The 17,759-nt window shown below is 45.5% G+C and carries 16 protein-coding genes; 7 read left to right on the plus strand and 9 right to left on the minus strand.

Features of this window, described 5'->3' with window-relative positions:
* Positions 1-70: 70 nt before the first annotated feature.
* The 5 genes from LEP1GSC052_RS20070 (at position 71) to LEP1GSC052_RS20090 (ending at position 4,495) form a co-directional block, all read left to right on the plus strand.
* Complete coding sequence (locus LEP1GSC052_RS20070; RefSeq protein ID WP_010575882.1) at positions 71-910, plus strand: metal-dependent hydrolase; 840 nt, start codon at positions 71-73, stop codon at positions 908-910.
* Positions 907-1,731 (plus strand): SDR family NAD(P)-dependent oxidoreductase, encoded by an 825-nt coding sequence (locus tag LEP1GSC052_RS20075; RefSeq protein ID WP_010575881.1) that lies wholly within the window; start codon positions 907-909, stop codon positions 1,729-1,731. The genes LEP1GSC052_RS20070 and LEP1GSC052_RS20075 overlap by 4 nt, the downstream gene beginning before the upstream one ends.
* A 119-nt stretch (positions 1,732-1,850) precedes the next feature.
* The gene (locus LEP1GSC052_RS20080; protein WP_051185376.1) at positions 1,851-2,807 is read left to right on the plus strand and encodes an alpha/beta fold hydrolase; all 957 of its coding nucleotides are present in this window, start codon (positions 1,851-1,853) and stop codon (positions 2,805-2,807) included.
* Positions 2,808-2,934: 127 nt separating this feature from the next.
* The gene (locus LEP1GSC052_RS20085; RefSeq protein WP_010575879.1) at positions 2,935-3,969 is read left to right on the plus strand and encodes a hypothetical protein; all 1,035 of its coding nucleotides are present in this window, start codon (positions 2,935-2,937) and stop codon (positions 3,967-3,969) included.
* A gap of 16 nt (positions 3,970-3,985) precedes the next feature.
* Entirely contained in the window at positions 3,986-4,495 is a 510-nt protein-coding gene (locus LEP1GSC052_RS20090; protein ID WP_010575878.1) for a C40 family peptidase, read from the plus strand.
* Between the two features lie 102 nt (positions 4,496-4,597).
* On the opposite strand, the gene LEP1GSC052_RS20095 is transcribed toward LEP1GSC052_RS20090, so the two are convergent.
* Complete coding sequence (locus LEP1GSC052_RS20095) at positions 4,598-5,803, minus strand: DUF445 domain-containing protein (RefSeq protein ID WP_125196229.1); 1,206 nt, start codon at positions 5,801-5,803, stop codon at positions 4,598-4,600.
* A gap of 25 nt (positions 5,804-5,828) precedes the next feature.
* The gene (locus tag LEP1GSC052_RS20100) at positions 5,829-6,716 is read right to left on the minus strand and encodes an alpha/beta fold hydrolase (protein WP_040913778.1); all 888 of its coding nucleotides are present in this window, start codon (positions 6,714-6,716) and stop codon (positions 5,829-5,831) included.
* Positions 6,717-6,855: 139 nt separating this feature from the next.
* Here LEP1GSC052_RS20100 and LEP1GSC052_RS20105 point away from each other — a divergent pair, with 139 nt between their 5' ends.
* Positions 6,856-7,857 carry a class I SAM-dependent methyltransferase gene (locus LEP1GSC052_RS20105; protein WP_010575875.1) on the plus strand — a complete coding sequence of 334 codons (1,002 nt, stop codon included), beginning with the start codon at positions 6,856-6,858 and terminating at the stop codon, positions 7,855-7,857.
* Between the two features lie 100 nt (positions 7,858-7,957).
* Here LEP1GSC052_RS20105 and LEP1GSC052_RS20110 read toward each other — a convergent pair whose 3' ends face one another.
* A complete protein-coding gene (locus LEP1GSC052_RS20110) occupies positions 7,958-8,863 on the minus strand; it encodes an EAL domain-containing protein (RefSeq protein ID WP_010575874.1) in 906 nt (301 codons plus the stop codon).
* A 243-nt stretch (positions 8,864-9,106) separates the two neighbouring features.
* Here LEP1GSC052_RS20110 and LEP1GSC052_RS20115 point away from each other — a divergent pair, with 243 nt between their 5' ends.
* A complete protein-coding gene (locus LEP1GSC052_RS20115; protein ID WP_010575873.1) occupies positions 9,107-9,859 on the plus strand; it encodes a hypothetical protein in 753 nt (250 codons plus the stop codon).
* Between the two features lie 76 nt (positions 9,860-9,935).
* Here the strand turns inward: LEP1GSC052_RS20115 and LEP1GSC052_RS20120 are convergent, their stop codons facing one another.
* From LEP1GSC052_RS20120 to LEP1GSC052_RS20145, 6 genes are read right to left on the minus strand one after another with little or no spacing between them, the layout of a single operon-like run.
* Positions 9,936-10,619 carry a response regulator gene (locus LEP1GSC052_RS20120; RefSeq protein ID WP_010575872.1) on the minus strand — a complete coding sequence of 228 codons (684 nt, stop codon included), beginning with the start codon at positions 10,617-10,619 and terminating at the stop codon, positions 9,936-9,938.
* 4 nt (positions 10,620-10,623) lie between these two features.
* Positions 10,624-13,251 (minus strand): sensor histidine kinase, encoded by a 2,628-nt coding sequence (locus LEP1GSC052_RS20125; protein ID WP_020985561.1) that lies wholly within the window; start codon positions 13,249-13,251, stop codon positions 10,624-10,626.
* On the minus strand, positions 13,248-13,832 hold the full coding sequence (gene kdpC, locus LEP1GSC052_RS20130) for a potassium-transporting ATPase subunit KdpC (protein WP_010575870.1): 585 nt from the start codon (positions 13,830-13,832) through the stop codon (positions 13,248-13,250). The genes LEP1GSC052_RS20125 and kdpC overlap by 4 nt, the downstream gene beginning before the upstream one ends.
* 10 nt (positions 13,833-13,842) lie before the next feature.
* Positions 13,843-15,924, minus strand: a complete 2,082-nt coding sequence (gene kdpB / locus LEP1GSC052_RS20135) for a potassium-transporting ATPase subunit KdpB (RefSeq protein WP_010575869.1) — start codon at positions 15,922-15,924, stop codon at positions 13,843-13,845.
* Between the two features lie 10 nt (positions 15,925-15,934).
* Entirely contained in the window at positions 15,935-17,608 is a 1,674-nt protein-coding gene (kdpA, locus tag LEP1GSC052_RS20140) for a potassium-transporting ATPase subunit KdpA (RefSeq protein ID WP_010575868.1), read from the minus strand.
* A 9-nt stretch (positions 17,609-17,617) separates the two neighbouring features.
* Entirely contained in the window at positions 17,618-17,707 is a 90-nt protein-coding gene (locus LEP1GSC052_RS20145; protein ID WP_040913224.1) for a potassium-transporting ATPase subunit F, read from the minus strand.
* Between the last annotated feature and the right edge of the window lie 52 nt (positions 17,708-17,759).

Below are 17,759 nucleotides of genomic sequence, written 5' to 3' on the forward strand. Positions count from 1 at the left end.
ATTAAACACAAGAAAATTAAAATATACGAATGTATGAATGTACTCGATATAAAACGGAATTGAAAACGATATGAATACGAAAAACGTTCTTGAAAAGCCGGATTATCCGGTTCGAAAACCGAAGTTTCAATTTTCGGAAACGGTTCCGAAACATTGGTGCGGAGAAAACGCATCCTTAACGCACGTTTTGAACGCGTGGACCATTCTTTTCCCGGAAGGAGAAAAGTATTTTATCAGAACGATTCAGAAATACATTCCTGAATTGAAAGAGGGAAAGGTAAAACGAAACGCGATCGCGTTCGTGGGTCAAGAAGCGCAACACGCCGGTGAACATAAGAAGTTTTGGCAAAACTTAAAGGATCAAGGATACAAATTCGAAGGTTTTATGAACTTCGTGGTTTGGTTCGCGTTCGGACTTTTGGAAAAGTTATTCTCCCGAAAAATGAACATGGCCGCGGTTGCCGGTTTGGAACATTACACTTCTCTTGTGGCCGATCTCGGACTGAGAAGCGGACTTTTAAAACAAGCCCATCCGGAAATGAGAAGACTTTTCGAATGGCACGCAGCGGAAGAATTGGAACACAAGTCTGCGGCCTTCGACGTTCTTCAGGAAGTGACTCGGAGTTATTGGATTCGTATTATCGGAATGAGCATCGCTTCCACGATCTTCTTCGCGTTTACGTTCTCCGCGGTTCTGATGTTTCTCTGGCAGGACGGACTTTTGTTTCGTTGGAAAACCAGAAAAGAATTGTTCAAGCTTATGATCTCGGAGGAGAAGGTTCTGCCTTTGACCGTGATCGCGGCCTTGAAATACTTTCGGTTTTCGTTTCATCCCGATCAGGAAGACAACTTATACTTAGCGAAAGAAATTTTTTCATCACAAGAACACCAATACAGAGAAGCAATATGAGCAAATTGAAAGATAAAACGATCCTAATCACCGGCGCGAACGGAGGATTCGGAAGAGAATTGACGAAACAACTTTTGGAAAAGGGAGCCAACGTGATTCTTACGGATCTCAAAGCCCCGAACACGGACGCGGATTTTTATCTGCATAGAAGATGGGACGAAAACGGAAAGAACGGTCACAACCCGAAGTTCGTCGGAAAGATTCTCGGAAGTTTTTCCGGCGATCTTCAAACACAGGAAGGTTGTAAGGACGTATATCAGAATACTCTAAAGCTTTCCTCCAAAGGTGTGGACGTTTTGATCAACAACGCGGGGCTCGCGTTCAAGGGCGGACTTTTGGAAGTTCCCGATAAGAATTGGAATCTGATTCTCGACGTGAATCTTTACGCGCCGATTCATCTGAGTCGTTTGTTCGTTCCGGCGATGCTCGAAAGAAAACAGGGACAGATCGTAAATCTTTCCTCGGTCGCGGGACAGGTCGCTCCGGGTGAATTGATCTTTTATTCGATTTCTAAGTTCGGAATCCGCGCGATGGGGGAAGCGATGGACGCGGATCTTCGCAAAAAAGGAATCGCGGTGACGAACGTGTATCCGTTTTTTGCGGACACCGGAATTCTCAAATCGCAACAGTTCGGAAAACAACAGGACGTTCCCAAGTCGATCGTGGACAGTCCGGTCGCGGTCGTGAAAGCGATCGTTAACGGAATGGAAAAAAGAAAACTGCACGTATTTCCGGGAATCAAATCCAAGACGATCAGTTTCTTCAATCGTATGACTCCGAATATCGTACATAAGATGACGAGTCTAAGCGATCGATTCTGAGAAATTCAAGAGCAAGGTAGTTTAGAATATCGTAATCTTTGCGTTCGTTTCTATGCGCGCGGATCGAATTCCGCGCCCAAATGCAAAGATGTTGCTTAACAAAATCGAAAGGAAAACCGATGATCGCTTTGTATCCCGAAACAAGAAAAACCTCGAAAAGAATCGATGTGGCGTCCCGTTTTAAGACGACCTTCGTTCGAAACGGAAATCTGAATCTTTTTCTGAAATACAATACGACCGCCGAAGAAAGACCGGATCGGGAAACGATTCTTTTCGTTCACGGTTATCCGGACGAACATTCGACTTGGGATCGCCAGCTCGAATTACTTTCGGAAGAATTCAACGTGGGCGCGTTTGATCTGCGTGGCGCGGGAAATTCGAGCAAACCGACGGAACAAAAGGCTTACAACGCTCGGGAGATTTTTCGGGACTTCGAAGCGGTGATCCGATTTTTAGGAAACGGAAAACCGATTCATCTAGTCGCTCACGATTGGGGGGCCTTGTTGTCCTGGGCGTATGTGGGAGATTTAGAATATTCTAAACTGATTCTTTCCTATACCGCGATGGGCGGTCCGCATCCGATACTTGCAAGAAATCTAATGTTCAAATACTTTTTCAGTTTCAATCCGAAGAAGATGTGGTTGGCCCTGCAACAATCCGTCATGTCCTGGTATATCGTGTTTTTTCAGATTCCTTGGTTGCCCGGTTTTTTGATGAGAAAACTCGCGCTTCCGGTTTGGAAATATCTGATGTATGCCGCGGAAATTCCGAAAGAGGATCCGATGCGGGGATTTACAAAAGAACAGATTCTCAAAAGTGCGGTCCATCCCATGAATTTATACAGGGAATTGATCCGGGGAAAAAAGTATCCGACTCCGAAACGGATCGAAGTGCCGGTCCGGGTTTTGATACCCTTAAGAGATATGGCGATCAGCCCGGAATGTTACGATTCTCACCGAGCGGTCTGCGATTCTTTGGAACTTTATCCGGTCGATTCCAATCATTGGATTCAAAAGGAACATCCGGATCTTGTGAGCGACCAAATTCGGGATTTTGTGCTTCGAAACGCGGGATAACCGCGTTTCCATTCTTACTTTGTAAATCGGAAAAGGAGGCCCGGAAAAAAACATAGCCAGAGACAAGCCCGCGCCGATCTTAGTATTTTGGTATACTAGTTAAGAAATTTATTTCACCGCGGTTTTCATGAACTTCAATTCTACTCGAAACCTTTCGACCTTATTCAAACAGATCGTTTCCATTCTTATCTTTTGTCTTTTTTCGTTTTCGTCGTTCGCACAATCCAAGGCGAAGAACGAGGACATTCAAGACGTGGTTCCGTTCGCTCAAGTCAACGCCGATCCGAAAAACGAATCGGTTCCTTTGAACCCTCCGATTTCCTCCAAGGAAGAAAAAGAACCTCCGAGAAGAGTGGATCAAAGAAAGGGAACTTGGAGTTTTCAATGGGGATACAACCGCGATTCTTACACGCAGAGCGATATCAATTTTCGCGGACCCGGATATAACTTCACGTTGAAGGACGTGGTCGCAAAGGATAAACCCGAAAAATTCAATCCTTCCGTTTATCTCAATCCGAGTCTTTGGGAAATTCCCCAGTATAACTTTCGTCTAACGTATTATTTCACAGATAAATTCTTCATCGCCTTCGGTCAGGATCATATGAAATACGTGATGAGTCGCGGACAAGCGTCGAACATCTACGGTTATATCGATCCGCTTGCGATTCAAAGGGCGCATCTTGCGACGTCGTCGGATTCCGCGGTTTATCTTTATCTTTTCCCGGACGCATATAAAAGATTGGAAGGATATCACAACGGAGAAACGATCAACATCACTCCGGACTTTTTAAAGTTCGAACATACGGACGGATTAAATTTTCTTTATATGGATGTGGGGATGATTCAACCTCTTTGGGTTTCGACTAACGGTGAGAATTCGATCAGCTTCGTTTCTTCCGTGGGCGGCGGTCCGATCATTTGTAGAAGCGACGTGCGTCTTTTCGGAGAAGGTAAGAACAATCACTTTCACGCATCCGGTTACGGGGTTTCGGGTTACGTCGCGGGTCGCGCGGATATTTTTCGTTCCGTCTTTTTCGAGCTCGGCGCCAAGGGAGGTTATATCGATCTTCCGAATATATTTACGAACGGACATTCCAAGGATCGGGCGAGTCAAAATTTCGGATTTATGGAGTTGGTGATTTTCGGCGGGGTCAATTTTTAATCCGTCTAAAGGAAGAATGATTCCTTCAAAGAAGATCTTATTTTTTTCAGTCTGCGTCTTTTTCGTTTTGTACGCGGTATTACACGCGGAGAAAAAGGAACTCGGGGAAGAATCGCTCCGCAATTTTTATCGCCAAACGCACGGTATCGAAATCGGACCCGAAAGCGATATCGCTCTTTATCGGGAAGTCTATCGTTGGTTGGGAACTCCTTACAAGGATTTCGGAACCGACGAATCCGGAATCGATTGTTCCGGTTTTACGAGTAAGATTCTTTCCAAGGTCTACGGTTCCCGTCTCAGTGGACCGAGTTATACGATGTTTCCGCGAACCAATCCCGTTTCCAAGGAAGAATTGAAGGAAGGCGATCTTGTTTTCTTTACCATCTACGGGGATAAGATCAGCCATGTCGGAGTTTATCTCAAAGAAAGAAAATTCGTTCATGCTTCCGTAAAAAGAGGGGTTACGATCAATTCTCTCGACGAGGCTTATTATCAAAAATACTACACCGCCTCGGGACGACTTTAAGTTTTTAGAATATTCGATTTTGATTTCGTAACAAATCCGCTTCTTGCGGACGATCGGAAATCCGGTCGATCCGCGTCCGAGATTTATCGCTCTTTCTTCGGATCAAAGCATCATGAAGAACGCCTGACCGACTCCGACAAGAGCCCCTAACGCGGCTCCCACCAAGATCAATAACAACTCGTCTTCCTTAAACACGGTCCGTAAAACGTCTTCGAAATCGGCGGGAGGCAGGGACATCATCTTGTCGGAAAGAGTACATTCAAGGTCGATCGCTTTTTCCACATAATCTTCGATATGAGTCGTGAAGTTTTTGAGATTCTCCGTGATCTTGCGGATGATCTTTTCCTTCATCCGGTTGTATTGATTCGAAGTAAAAGAAAGGGAAAGAGTGGGACGAATGACCGAGGCCATCGTGTCCATCTGTCTTTCGATCGCGTGAACGACCAGATTGAAAACTTCTTCCGAGGCCTTTCCGAAAAACAATTCCTCCAAAATCTTTTCGGAGCTGAGAATCCGCGTCGCGAGCATTCTCGAATATTCTTTGGAAACTTCTTTTTGACGTTTAATGAACAAGCCCTGAAAACGGAAACGGCCTATTCCGATCGGCTCCAAAGGACGAAAGATCAAAAAAAGCGCGAGCCAATTCGTAAGATAACCCACGATGATTCCCTGAACGGGTAAGGTCCAGAGCGCGGGATAAATCAGCCAAATCCCCATTTGGATCAAACCGAGAACGAACCCGAAATAAAAACCCGAAACCTCTATAAAACGGAATTCTTTCGCGCCCACCTTTTGAAACATTTCCACGGTGAGATGAACGTTGTCTCCGGTCATATTACGAATTACTAATCCTCTGATGTCGAAGATTCTTTTGGAATCCTTACGTAGATCCTGAAACACGGTCGGAATGGAGTCCATCGCCTGTCTTTCGATTTCCTTCATCATGGAATTCTTAACTAGATCCGGAATCAGATTCCAAACGAGAGGGTTGAGTTCGTCGGCGACCTCTTTCATCGTTTCGAGAATCGTCTTTTGAATTTCGGGACGAAGATTCTCCTGAATCAGCGTCGGATCGACTTTGCTGAACATCTCTTCCACGTCGATGAGATACGTCGTCACGATGTCGACGGCTTTGCCCGCCATCTTTTCTGCCTTTCTCGGAATGATTCCCTGCCAACCGAGATACGGAGGAATTCCGTAAAACTTCAAAGGATAAAACGTCATCTTCAACGCGACCCAGTTGGTAACCCAACCTACGAACGCGTAAGTGAACGGCATAAGCAATAAGGAGACGATTTCGAAGTTCAAAGCGGACCTAAAAATAAAACACGCGTTATGCGGAATGCTTCGCGATGAATTTTTGAATCAACTCGGTGACAAGTTCCGGTTTTTCCCTATGAACCCAGTGGTTGGAATCCAATTTATGAATTTCGATCTTATCGACGTAATCGTATGAATTTTCGTAAACTTCCGGCAACACGATAAAGTCCTTTTGAGGAATGATCAACTGTACGGGAACCTTTATGTTGGAAGGGGCGGAGATCACCGTTCTTCCGAACAACAATTCCCGAAACAGATTGATCGGAGCCATCGTGGCGCCGTAAATATCGTTTCTAGAAACCTTTCGAAGAGAATCCTTTTTGGGAACTCCTCCCAAGTCCATGATCAATTTGTAAATCGATTCTCCGAAGTTCTGCCAGATGAATTCGGGCAACATCGGAATCTGAAAAAACCAGATATACCAGGAACGAAAACCCTGATCGATCACCTTTCTCCAGTTTTCGAGCTTGAGACTGAACAGATCGTCGATCATTCGTTTTCCCGCAAGCCAAGGATGCGGACCGGAGATCGCGGTAAAAGATTTTATAGATCCTGAATATTCTGGATCGCTAATGAACAACCAACCGAGCGCCGCTCCCCAGTCGTGTCCGACCAGATGAACCTTCTTATCCTTGGAAAGAAATCGGATCGCTTCCGCAAGATCGGGAAGAATCGCCGCGTAGTTGTACTCGGATTGTTCCAAAGGTTTGGAGGAACGGCCGAAACCCCGAAGATCGATCGCGCCGACTCGATATTGATCCTTTAGGGAATCGACTTGAAGGTCCCAGGTTTTATGAGTATCGGGATAACCGTGTACGAAAAGGATCGCGTCCTTGGAATCCGTTTCCGAATAGGAGAGAAACAATTTTACTCTTTGATTTTCTAGGTATGTGTATTTCAAAATCTCTGCTCCCGCACGCGCATCGAAAAATAGGAAAACGTCCAACAAGAATCGTTGAAAGCTTCAAATTTTCCAGTCTTTTTACGAACTCTTCGTTTGTTCTGATTGGATTTTGATACGGATTCTATATTCTGGTTCCATGTCAGAAAAACGAACCGAGGAATCCAATTCGCTTAACGATTCCGGAAATCCGATGGTGATGTTTCGCAATCGACTTTTAAGAATGTCCAAACACTGGAGAAAGTGGGCGCGTAAAAGAAGGATAGAATGTTTTCGGATCTACGATCGGGACATACCTCAGGTTCCCGTAAGCGTGGATTTATACGGACCTTATTGCCAGATTTCGGCGTATAAAAACAGTTATGAAATTTCGGATGAAGAAAGAGAAAGCGAGAATGCGGAGATCGGCAAAATCGTTTCCGAGGTTTTGGACTTAAACGCGGATCGGATCTTTTGGAAAAAGAGAGAACCGAAAAAAGGAAAGGAACAATACGAAAAACAATCCGAACAAGCCGAGCTTATGGAAGTAGGGGAGAACGGACTTCGTTTTTACGTGAACTTATCCGATTATCTCGACACCGGACTTTTTTTGGATCATAGAATCACGAGGGACCTCGTTCGAAAGGAATCGAAAGGCAAAAAATTTCTCAACTTGTTTTCTTATACGGGATCGTTTACCGTCTACGCGGCGTCAGGCGGAGCGGTAAAAAGTCTGAGCGTGGATCTTTCCAACACGTATTCGGAATGGGCCGAAGAGAATCTGAAACTCAACGGATTTTCCCTCTCCAAACATCGTCTTCTCCGAGCCGACGCGATGGAATGGCTTCACACCGAAAGAAAGGAAGCCGATCACGAAAGATACGATTTGATCGTTGTCGATCCTCCCACGTTTTCGAACAGCAAAAAGATGACGGACGTATTCGACATACAAAGGGATCACGTGGAAATATTAAATATTCTTTATAGAGACTTCGCGCTACCGGGAGCAGTTCTTTATTTTTCCACCAACTTTAGAAAATTCGAATTTCAAGAGAAGTCGATTCTTTGGGACAATATCAAGGACATTTCAAAAACTACGATTCCGGACGATTTTCGAAACGAGAAGATTCATTATTGCTGGAGAATGGAAAAGCCGAACTGAATCGTTTCCTTGTATTCTTCACTGCGACGTCGTTTCGCTTAATAAAACGATAACGGTTTCCTAAACTTTGTAAGCCGCAATCGATCGACGCGTTTCTTCTTCAAACGAGAATATTCTTGGAACGGAAAAGAAATCCCTGCACCAACGGAAATCTCATCTCGGCGGCGATCAAAAGGTCCTCTTGCGTTTCGATTCCTTCCAAAATACACTGGATGTTCGATTCTCTCGCAAAATCCAAAAATCCCCAAGCGATATTCTTATACGATTCCTTCGTTTTAAAAAGATGAAGCCAGTGTTTATCGAATTTAATAAATTTAGAATATTCTAAAAAATCGAAACAGAATAGGTTTCGTTTCCCGCCCATGTCGTCGAGCGCGATCGGAACGTTCGAATTCTTTAACGCATTCAAACAAAAACGGGTTTCTTCGATCCAAGTGGAATCCGTGTTTTCTATGATTTCACAAACGATATTCTTCTTTTTGCCCAAAAGTTCGTTCCAAGAATTAGCTTGTGTTTCGTTTTTACAAACGTGCGGATCCAAATTTAGAAATAAATTCTTCCCTTTGGGACGATTTTCGATTTGAAACCGTTTTAGATTGGTTTCGAACTCGAAAAACAAATCCGCATCCTTGTGCAATTCCTGAAAGACGAACTCGGGAGAAATTCTTTGCCCTTCGATATAAAAACGGGCGAGAGCCTCGTATCCGAAAATTTTTCCCGTGTCCAAGGAAAGAATGGGTTCGTATTCGGTGTGAAAATTTTTCGTCTGCAAGATTACGGAAAGAGTTTTTAAAAGATCCACTCCGTCGATTTGCGCGTGCGCGGAAGTTTCGCTTTTTTTCGGAGGAACGGAAAACGCCGGATCGGTTTCCAGTTCGGAGATGATTTCTTTTGCCGTTTCGTGTTTCGCATTCAAAGTGAAAAGATTTCGAACGAGTCCTTCGTTCAAAAACGATTCCGAAAGCACCAAATCAGTATTAGGCGAGAAATCCATAATTTCTTTCATATGCGGTGCCTCTTTTTTTCCACGGTACGAAGACGGATAAAAAAGTCAATATAAATGAGAATGAAACTCAATATCATAAATTTAAAAAGAACGGCTCAAATCGCCAAACGGATAGGGTTTGACGAAATTCACTTTCGATTTTGGGAAAACGAAATCGGATTCAAGATCGTTTTTTTGTAACTAGGATTTGTTTTTTGCAATTTACTCGATCGTAAGGAAATAAGATTCTTCCAAAGTCTTCTTATGAAATATTTCGTTTTGATTCCGCGTCTTTTGTTCGTGATCGGATTTTTAGTTTCCGTTTTTCATTCTTCCCTGAACGCGGAACCGAACGATTCCGAGTTGTCCTTGATCGCGGATTCGCAAAAGGAACTCCGCAATCGGAAACGTTTTTACTTGGGAGGTTTCGGAATCAACGAACTCTCTTGGTTTCAAACGGGATACAACATCAACGAAAAATTCTCCGTTTCCTTTCTCGCACATCAAAGACATAGGGCCGATCATTTCGATTTGGATCGAACCGGCTATCAGCCCGGCGCGGTCGCATTCTCCTTGCAAAATAAGGAATATACTCAGAACCAATATACGATCGCCCTCGAATGGTTTCCGTTTTCGATTCCTTATTATCTAAGCCTCGGAGTCGGTCAGGAATTTTATTTCCAACGAGATCGTAAGAACGAGTTCTGGGTCTATTCGGACGGAAGCGCGGACGGTAAGAGTTGGTCTTATTCGATTTCCAACAAACGCGCGTTTGTTTCTCCGGGAGCGGGGATACGTTATGTGTTCTCTTCCGGAATTTTTTTAAACGGAGGCTTTAACGTGCTTCTGTTTACGAACAGTTCCGCTCACGTTCAAAGGGAGAGTGTTCTTTTTTACAATCAAAAACCGGACCCGGCGATCTTGGAAAGAATTTGGAAAGACGGTAAGGATCAGGAACTCGATCGTGCAAAGGGAATCGGAGTCCAGTTGTTTTTATCGGCGGGTATCTCGATTTGATAAACGAAGTCGTTCGGATTCTGCGGGCGACTATTTATTATAAATAGAAAATATTCTAAATATTAGATCTATTATCTTAGATATTAACCGAAAGTCTATAGCCGACTCCGGGTTCCGTCAACAACAAGGACGGATTGGACGGATCGGATTCTATCTTTTTTCTCAAACTCGCGACGTGAACCCTAAGAGGTCCCGATTCGTTTCTGGCAAGCGGTCCCCAAACGTGACGTATGATCTGTTCCTGCGTCAGAACCTTTCCCGCGTGTTGAATCAATAAGGATAAAAAAGAATATTCGATCGGAGTCAAATGTACGGTTTCACCCGATACTTGAACGTTTCTACTCGATAAGTCCACGTATAAATTTCCGGAGACGAAGATCGGCGAACCGGCTTCCTGGGATTTGTTTCTCAGAGCGACTCGGATTCTCGCGAGCAACTCTCCCATACTAAACGGTTTTATAATATAGTCGTCGGCTCCTCCGTCCAACAGGGAAATTTTTTCCGCATCGGAGGATAACACCGATAAGACGATCACGGGAGTTTCGCTCCAGGTTCGGATTTCGCGTAACGCTTCGATTCCGTTTCCGTCCGGAAATTGCAAATCCAAGAGAATCACGTCCGGAGATTCGTTTGCGGCTTTGAGAACGGTTTCGCGAATCGTTCCGGATTCGATCACGTCGTAATGCGAGGCGCTCAAACTGATTCGAATCATCTTACGGATTCGATCATCGTCGTCCGCGACCAAAATTTTCGGATTCATCGGATCAACCGGGCTTTACGGGAATCTCTATACAAAATCTGGCTCCTCCTTCCTTTCTATTTTCCGCGATCAAGGTTCCTCCGTGCGTTTCCACGATGGACTTGCTGATGGAAAGTCCGAGCCCGCTTCCCACATGAGATTGATTCTTACTTCTATAAAATTTCTCGAAGATTTTTTCAAGTTCTTCCTCGGGGATTCCGGGTCCGTTGTCCTCCACGAAGTATTGCATTTTATCTTTTTTGCATATAAGTTCTATGGATACGGGAGAACCTTCGGGAGAAATTTGAACCGCGTTGAATACGACGTTAAAAAGCGCCTGTTCCATCAAAGTAAAATCCATCCAAGTCGGAATCGGATTCTCCGGCAATCGGATCACACAACGACTGTTTTTTACGGTTTGTCTGAGTCGTCGAACGACGACGTGAACGAGATCGGAAGGATCGTGCCAGTCCATTCTCAACTTTAAAAAGCCCGATTCGTATCGGCTCATGTCCAAAAGATTTCCGAGTAGAAGGTTGAGGATCATACTGCTTTCGTTGATTTCGTTTAACAATTCGTTGCGCGCTTCTTCCGCCGCTCCGATTTCCGGTTCCATCAAAGCGGTCACCGCTCCTCGGATCGTGGACAGAGGAGTTTTGAGTTCGTGCGAAAGCGAATTGAAGATGATCGTGTATAACCTTTCGGATTGATTGGCCAAGTATCTCGTTCTCGTTTCTTCGGATAACAATTCTCTTTCGAGTGCGAGTGCGATTTGATTTCCCATCGTGAGCAAAAGATTTTCCTGATCCAAGTTGAGTCTTTCGCCGAGGACGATTCCGACGACTCCTATGATTTTTCCGGGGGCGACCATCGGGAAATACGTTCCCGAAGACAAGGGAAGAGTGTCCGTAAATTTTCCCGCCGGAGTTTTGTTTTTATAAACCCAGTTTGCGACCGCGGTTTCTTTCGCGTCCGGAAAAAAATTTCCCGCTCGGGAGGAATTGGAATCGATGCTTCCCTGATTTTCCAAGAGGATCGTTACGTCGGTTTGAAAAACCTTTTTTAAATTCTCCGCTCCGATTTCGGAAATCTGCCGGATTTCCCGCGCGTGCCCCAGTTCTTTGGAAAGATCGTACAACGTTGTTAAACGAAGTTCCCGGTTGACCAATGTTTTTTCCTTTTGTCTCAAACGAGAAGTGACGTTGCCTATGATGATCGATATGAACAAAAAGGAACCGAACATCAAAACGTCTTCCAGCTTTTCGATAAAAAAAGTGTATCTCGGCGGGATGAATAAAAAATCCCAAAAGATTCCGGATAACAAACCCGCGAGAATGGTGGGCCCTTTGGAAAAAAAGGAACCGATCGCCGAAACGAAAAAGAGATATAAAAACGAGATACTCCAATAACCAGTGATCGGTTCCAAAAAGAGACTTAGCGAAGTGGCCAAAAGAATCAATGCGAAAGAAGCTACGTATTGTTTTCCGCCGGACGAGGTTCTTAAAAAACGATCGAGAATCGATTCTTCGCCGAGGTCGCGCCGTTGATCGTAAGGAACGAGACAAAGTTCGAAGTTGGTGCTCGTTCTGGAAAGTTTGGAAACCGTGGAGTTCCATCGGTTCCACCAGGATTGATTCCGTTTTGCTAATACGACACGCGTTATGTTTTTTTGTTCCGCGATTCTGAGGATGGATTCGACGAGGTCTTCGTCCGCCGTGTAAAGAATTTCAGAACCGAGTTCCCTCGCAAAGTTCAGATTCTTTTCCAATTGACTTACGTTTTCTTTGGAAAGATTCTCCCTTGTCTGATTGTAGATCGCAAACAGTTCCCCGTTTCGTTCGTATGCGAGACGTTTCGCATAACGTAATAACGAATAAGAATCGGAGCTCGCGTTGATCGCTACGAGAATTTTTTCCCTGAATTTCGTGGAATCGGGCGCGCTATTGACGTGTCTCGCCGTGTAGTTGAGAGCGGTTTCACGAAGAAAGGAAAGATTTTCCTTTTTGAAAAAATGATCTCCCGCGAGATCGGCCTTTTCCGCAACGTAGACCTTGCCTTCCTGCAATCTTTTTCTGAGATCGTCCGGGGAAAGATCGATCAATAGGATTTCGTCCGCCATGTCCAAAACGGAATCGGGAATGGTTTCCCTGATTTTTACGAGCGCGCTTTTTTCAACGGCTTCCACTTGACTTTCCAAATGTTGAACATTCAAAGTCGTGAATACGTTTATGCTGTGGTTGAGAATTTCGATTACGTCCTGATAACGCTTAACGTGTCTACTTCCCGGAATGTTGGTGTGCGCGAACTCGTCCACCAAAACGACTTCGGGTTTTCGTTTGAGAATGGAGTCTATGTCCATCTCTTCGAATTCGATTCCTCTGTGTTGCAGTTTTTTTCGGGGAAGTATTTCAAGTCCTTCGAGAAGTTCTTCCGTTTCCTTGCGCCCGTGTGTTTCGATATAACCGACCACGACGTCTACGCCTTCTTTTTTTAAAGCGCGCGCGGCGTTTAACATCGCGTAGGTTTTTCCCACACCCGCGACCATCCCGAAAAAAACTTTCAGCTTTCCGGAAACTTCTTTCTTTTCCTCTTCTTGAATCTTACGAAGAAGTTCGTCCGGGTCCAAACGCGATTTTTCGTTCCAGTCGGTCATTCTTTGATGGTTCCGAATTCGCTGTCCAATTTCAAGTTCAATCGTAAAACGTTGATTCGATTCTCGCCGATATAGCCGAAGGAGGGTTTTTCGATCGATTCTTCCACGATTTTTTTAAACCGAAGAACTTGTTCGGGGGTAAGTTTTCTCGCCGCCACGACACGATCCATTTGAAAGAGAACCGCATCCAAGCTGAGATGAGGATCCAATCCCGAGCCCGAGGCGAACAACAGATCGGGAGGAACGCTCGTTCGATTGGGATGTGCCGCAAGAAGGAATTTTTTTCTTTCCTCGACTTTATTTTTGAGAGAGGCGCTGGTTACGCTCAGGTTCGAAGCCCCCGAGGGAAGCGCGGAATAATCCGAAGCCGAAGGTCTGGACCAAATATATTCGTTTTTTGTAAACTTTTGTGCGATCCATTCCGAGCCGACGATTTTCTCGCCGATACGGATTAGACTTCCGTTCGAACGGGAAGGGAAAAGACGTTCTGCGAATCCGGTGATTACGATCGGATAAAAAATTCCCGTAAGGAACGTAAGAACGAGTAAGGTTCTGATTGCGATCGATGCATTTTTTAACATTAGATTCTCCTTAAGCGATTCCCAACAAAACCAAGGCAGTGTCGATCAGTTTGATTCCGAGAAAAGGGGTGACGATCCCGCCTAAACCGAAGATCGTCAGATTTCGTTTTAATATTTTGTCCGCTCCCAGAGGTTTATAGGCTACTCCCTTTAACGCCAAAGGAATCAACGCGGGAATCACGAGCGCGTTGAAGATCACGGCGCTGAGCACCGCGCTTTGGGGAGATCCAAGTCGCATTAAATTGAGAACGGATAACGGACCGTCCGTTTCGCCTAACGCGTAGAAAGTTCCGAATAGGGCGGGTAGAATCGCGAAATACTTTGCGACGTCGTTCGCGATGCTAAAGGTGGTCAGGGCTCCTCTCGTCATCAAAAGTTGTTTTCCGATTTCCACGATCTCGATGAGTTTGCTCGGATTGCTGTCGAGATCGATCATGTTTCCGGCTTCTCTTGCGGTTTGGGTTCCGGTGTTCATCGCTACGCCGACGTCCGATTGTGCGAGAGCGGGCGCGTCGTTCGTTCCGTCTCCGATCATCGCGACGAGATAACCCTTTCCTTGTTGTTCCCGAATTTTTTTGAGTTTGGTTTCGGGAGTCGCTTCCGCAAGAAAGTCGTCCACTCCGGCTTCGGCGGCGATCGCGGCGGCGGTGAGTTGATTGTCTCCCGTGATCATCACGGTTCGAATTCCCATCTTACGCAAACTTGCGAATCGTTCCTTGAGACCTCCCTTTACGATGTCCTTGAGTTCGATAACTCCGAGAAGTTTGCTGTCTTCGGCGACAAGGATCGGCGTACTTCCTTTCTGGGCGATCTTTTGGATTACGTCTTCCATCTCCGGTGAAATTTTTTGACTGAAGTTGTAGAGATAGATTCGAATCGCGTCGCCCGCTCCTTTTCGGATTCTTCGGATCACTCTTCCCTGTTTTTTTAAATCGACTCCGCTCATCTTCGTCGATGCGCTGAACGGAATAAATTCTCCTTCCATCTCGGAAAGATTTCTTTCCCTGAATCCGAATTTCTCTTTTGCTAATACGACAATGGATCTTCCTTCGGGAGTTTCGTCCGCGAGAGAGGAAAGTTGCGCGACGTCGGCCAGATATTTTTCGTCGACTCCGCTTGCGGGATAGAATGCTCTCGCTTCGCGGTTGCCTAACGTGATCGTTCCGGTTTTGTCCAAAAGAAGAATGTCGATATCTCCTGCGGCTTCGATCGCCTTTCCGCTTTTCGAGATTACGTTAAACCGAATTAAACGTTCCATGCCGGAAATTCCGATCGCGGAAAGTAAACCGGCGATCGTGGTCGGGATCAAACATACGAGGAGCGAGATCAGAATCGGAATCGGAAGATTGGCGTGTTGACCTCCTTCTTTTGCGACGAACTCCGCAAAGAGGGGAAGGCTGATCACAGCGATCAAAAACACGAACGATAAACCGGACAACAACATCGTAAGAGCGATTTCGTTCGGAGTTTTTTGACGTTTGGCTCCTTCCACAAGCGCGATCATCTTATCCAAGAACGTGTTTCCTTGTTCGGCGGTGATGCGGATCGTGATCTTGTCGCTTAACACTCTGGTTCCGCCGGTCACCGCGCTACGATCTCCTCCGCTTTCCCGGACGACCGGGGCCGATTCTCCCGTAATCGCGGATTCGTCCACGCTTGCGATTCCGTCGATGATTTCTCCGTCGCCCGGAATCGAATCTCCCGCTTCGCAGATAACTATATCACCGATTCTTAATGTAGTTCCCGGAACTGGAGAAATGTCCCCTCCGATCAGTTTTTTGGCGATAATATTCGTTCTCGTTTTTTTAAGACTGTCCGTTCTCGCCTTTCCTCTTCCTTCGGCGATCGCTTCCGCAAAGTTCGCAAAAAGAACGGTGAACCAAAGCCAAAGACCGATCTGAAGATTAAAGGAAGAATAGACTCCTCCGTATAAATCCTTGAAGAAGATCCAAGAGGTGAATAACGCGCCCAGAAAAACGATGAACATCACCGGATTCTTTGCCTGGGAACGGAAGCTCAATTTTTTTAAGGATTGGATCGCGGCTTCCTGAAAAACTCCGGATTCTAAAAATACTTTCGATTTGCGGCTCATCCGATTCTCCTTAAAACGTTTTGCCTTGTAACATTAGAAAATGCTCAAGTATCGGTCCGATGGTCAGAACGGGAAAAAACGTCAGCGCGCCGACGATTACGATCACCGAAAGAAGAAGGACGTAGAACGTTCCGCCTTCCACGGAAAACGCTCCTTCGGACGAAACCTCGGATCTTTTTTTATCTGCCGAGCTCCCCGCGATTGCGAGCACGGGAAGAATCACTCCGAATCTTCCGAGAATCATCGCCAATCCTATTAGAATATTATAATACGGTGTGTTTACGTTCAACCCCGCAAAGGCGCTTCCGTTGTTTCCCGCGCCGGAGGAAAACGCGTATAGAATTTCCGAAAGACCGTGCGGTCCCCGGTTTGAAAGAGAAGAGGTTCCTTCCGGCAAACTCACGGAGATCGCGGTAAAAAGAAGAATGACCGTGGACGGCAAAAGAATTCCGAGGATCGACATTTGAATCTCTCTTTTCTCGATTTTTTTGCCGAGGTATTCGGGGCTTCGACCCACCATGATTCCGCTTAAAAAGACGGTAAGAAGAACGAACAGAATCATTCCGTACATCCCCGCGCCGACTCCTCCGAAGATAACTTCTCCTAATTGTATATTCAAAATTTCTACTAAACCTCCGATCGGAGAAAAACTGTCGTGCATCGCGTTGACCGATCCGTTAGACGCCACCGTGGTCGCCGCGCCCCAGATCGAACTGTTTAAGATTCCGAAACGCACTTCCTTTCCTTCCCAAAAACCGAACGAGTTTGAGATCGGATTGAAAGAGGATTCGGAAAACCAAATCGCGAGAAGCCCGAAAGAAAAGATCGAAAACATAACGCAGAAGATCACCCATGCGTGTTTGAGATTTCCCACGATTCTTCCGTATAAAAAAACGCAGGCTCCGGGCAAGAGTAGAATGGAGATCATCTGCAAGAAGTTGGAGATTGGAGTCGGGTTTTCGAAAGGATGCGCGCTGTTGACTCCGAAAAATCCTCCTCCGTTTGTTCCGAGTTGTTTGATCGCGATCTGCGAGGCCGCCGGTCCCAGGGGAAGAATTTGAACGTTTCCTTCCAAGGTCGTCGTCGTGATCGAATCCGAAAACGTTTGAACGACTCCCGTCCCCGCAAGCAACAACGCGAGAATAAAAGATAAAGGAAATAGAATATAAAGAATTCCGCGAATCAGATCCTTCCAAAAGTTTCCGAGTTCTCCGTTCGAGTTGGCGCGGAATCCTCTTGCAAGAACGAGCAAAACACAAAGACCCGTTGCCGCGCTGACAAAATTCTGAGTCGTCAAACCCACGCTTTGGGAAAAATAGCTAAGAGAAACTTCTCCGCTGTATGCCTGCCAATTCGTATTGGTCGTAAAGCTGGCCGCGGTATTCAAGGCGAGATAAGGATCGAGTCCCGGAAAGTTCCCCGAATTCAACGGAAGAATATTCTGAAAAAATAATATACTAAAAAGAAGAATAAAGCCGAAAAGATTGAATAAGATTAGGGAAATCGTATATTCTTTCCAGTTCATGTTTTTGTTCGGATCGACGCCGCAGATTCCGTAAAGAATCGATTCGAATCGAAGCGTCGTGGACGAGGTGAAAACCCAATACAAATACGTCCCCAACAAGGGAGAAAGCAGGACGATCGTAAAAAGAAAGATCGAAAGTTGAATCCATTCCGTGGCCATACTATTTCCTTAGAACCGTTCCGGTTTGAAGATGGAATACGCAAGATAAACGAGACACAAACCGCTCAAAGAAAGGGCGGCCATAGTTTCTAAATTCATAATATTTTGATTCCCGAATCCGACGCGTATGCGTCTTTTTTGATACTCAAAG

This window comes from Leptospira kmetyi serovar Malaysia str. Bejo-Iso9, from assembly GCF_000243735.2.
Taxonomy (GTDB): Bacteria; Spirochaetota; Leptospiria; order Leptospirales; family Leptospiraceae; genus Leptospira; species Leptospira kmetyi.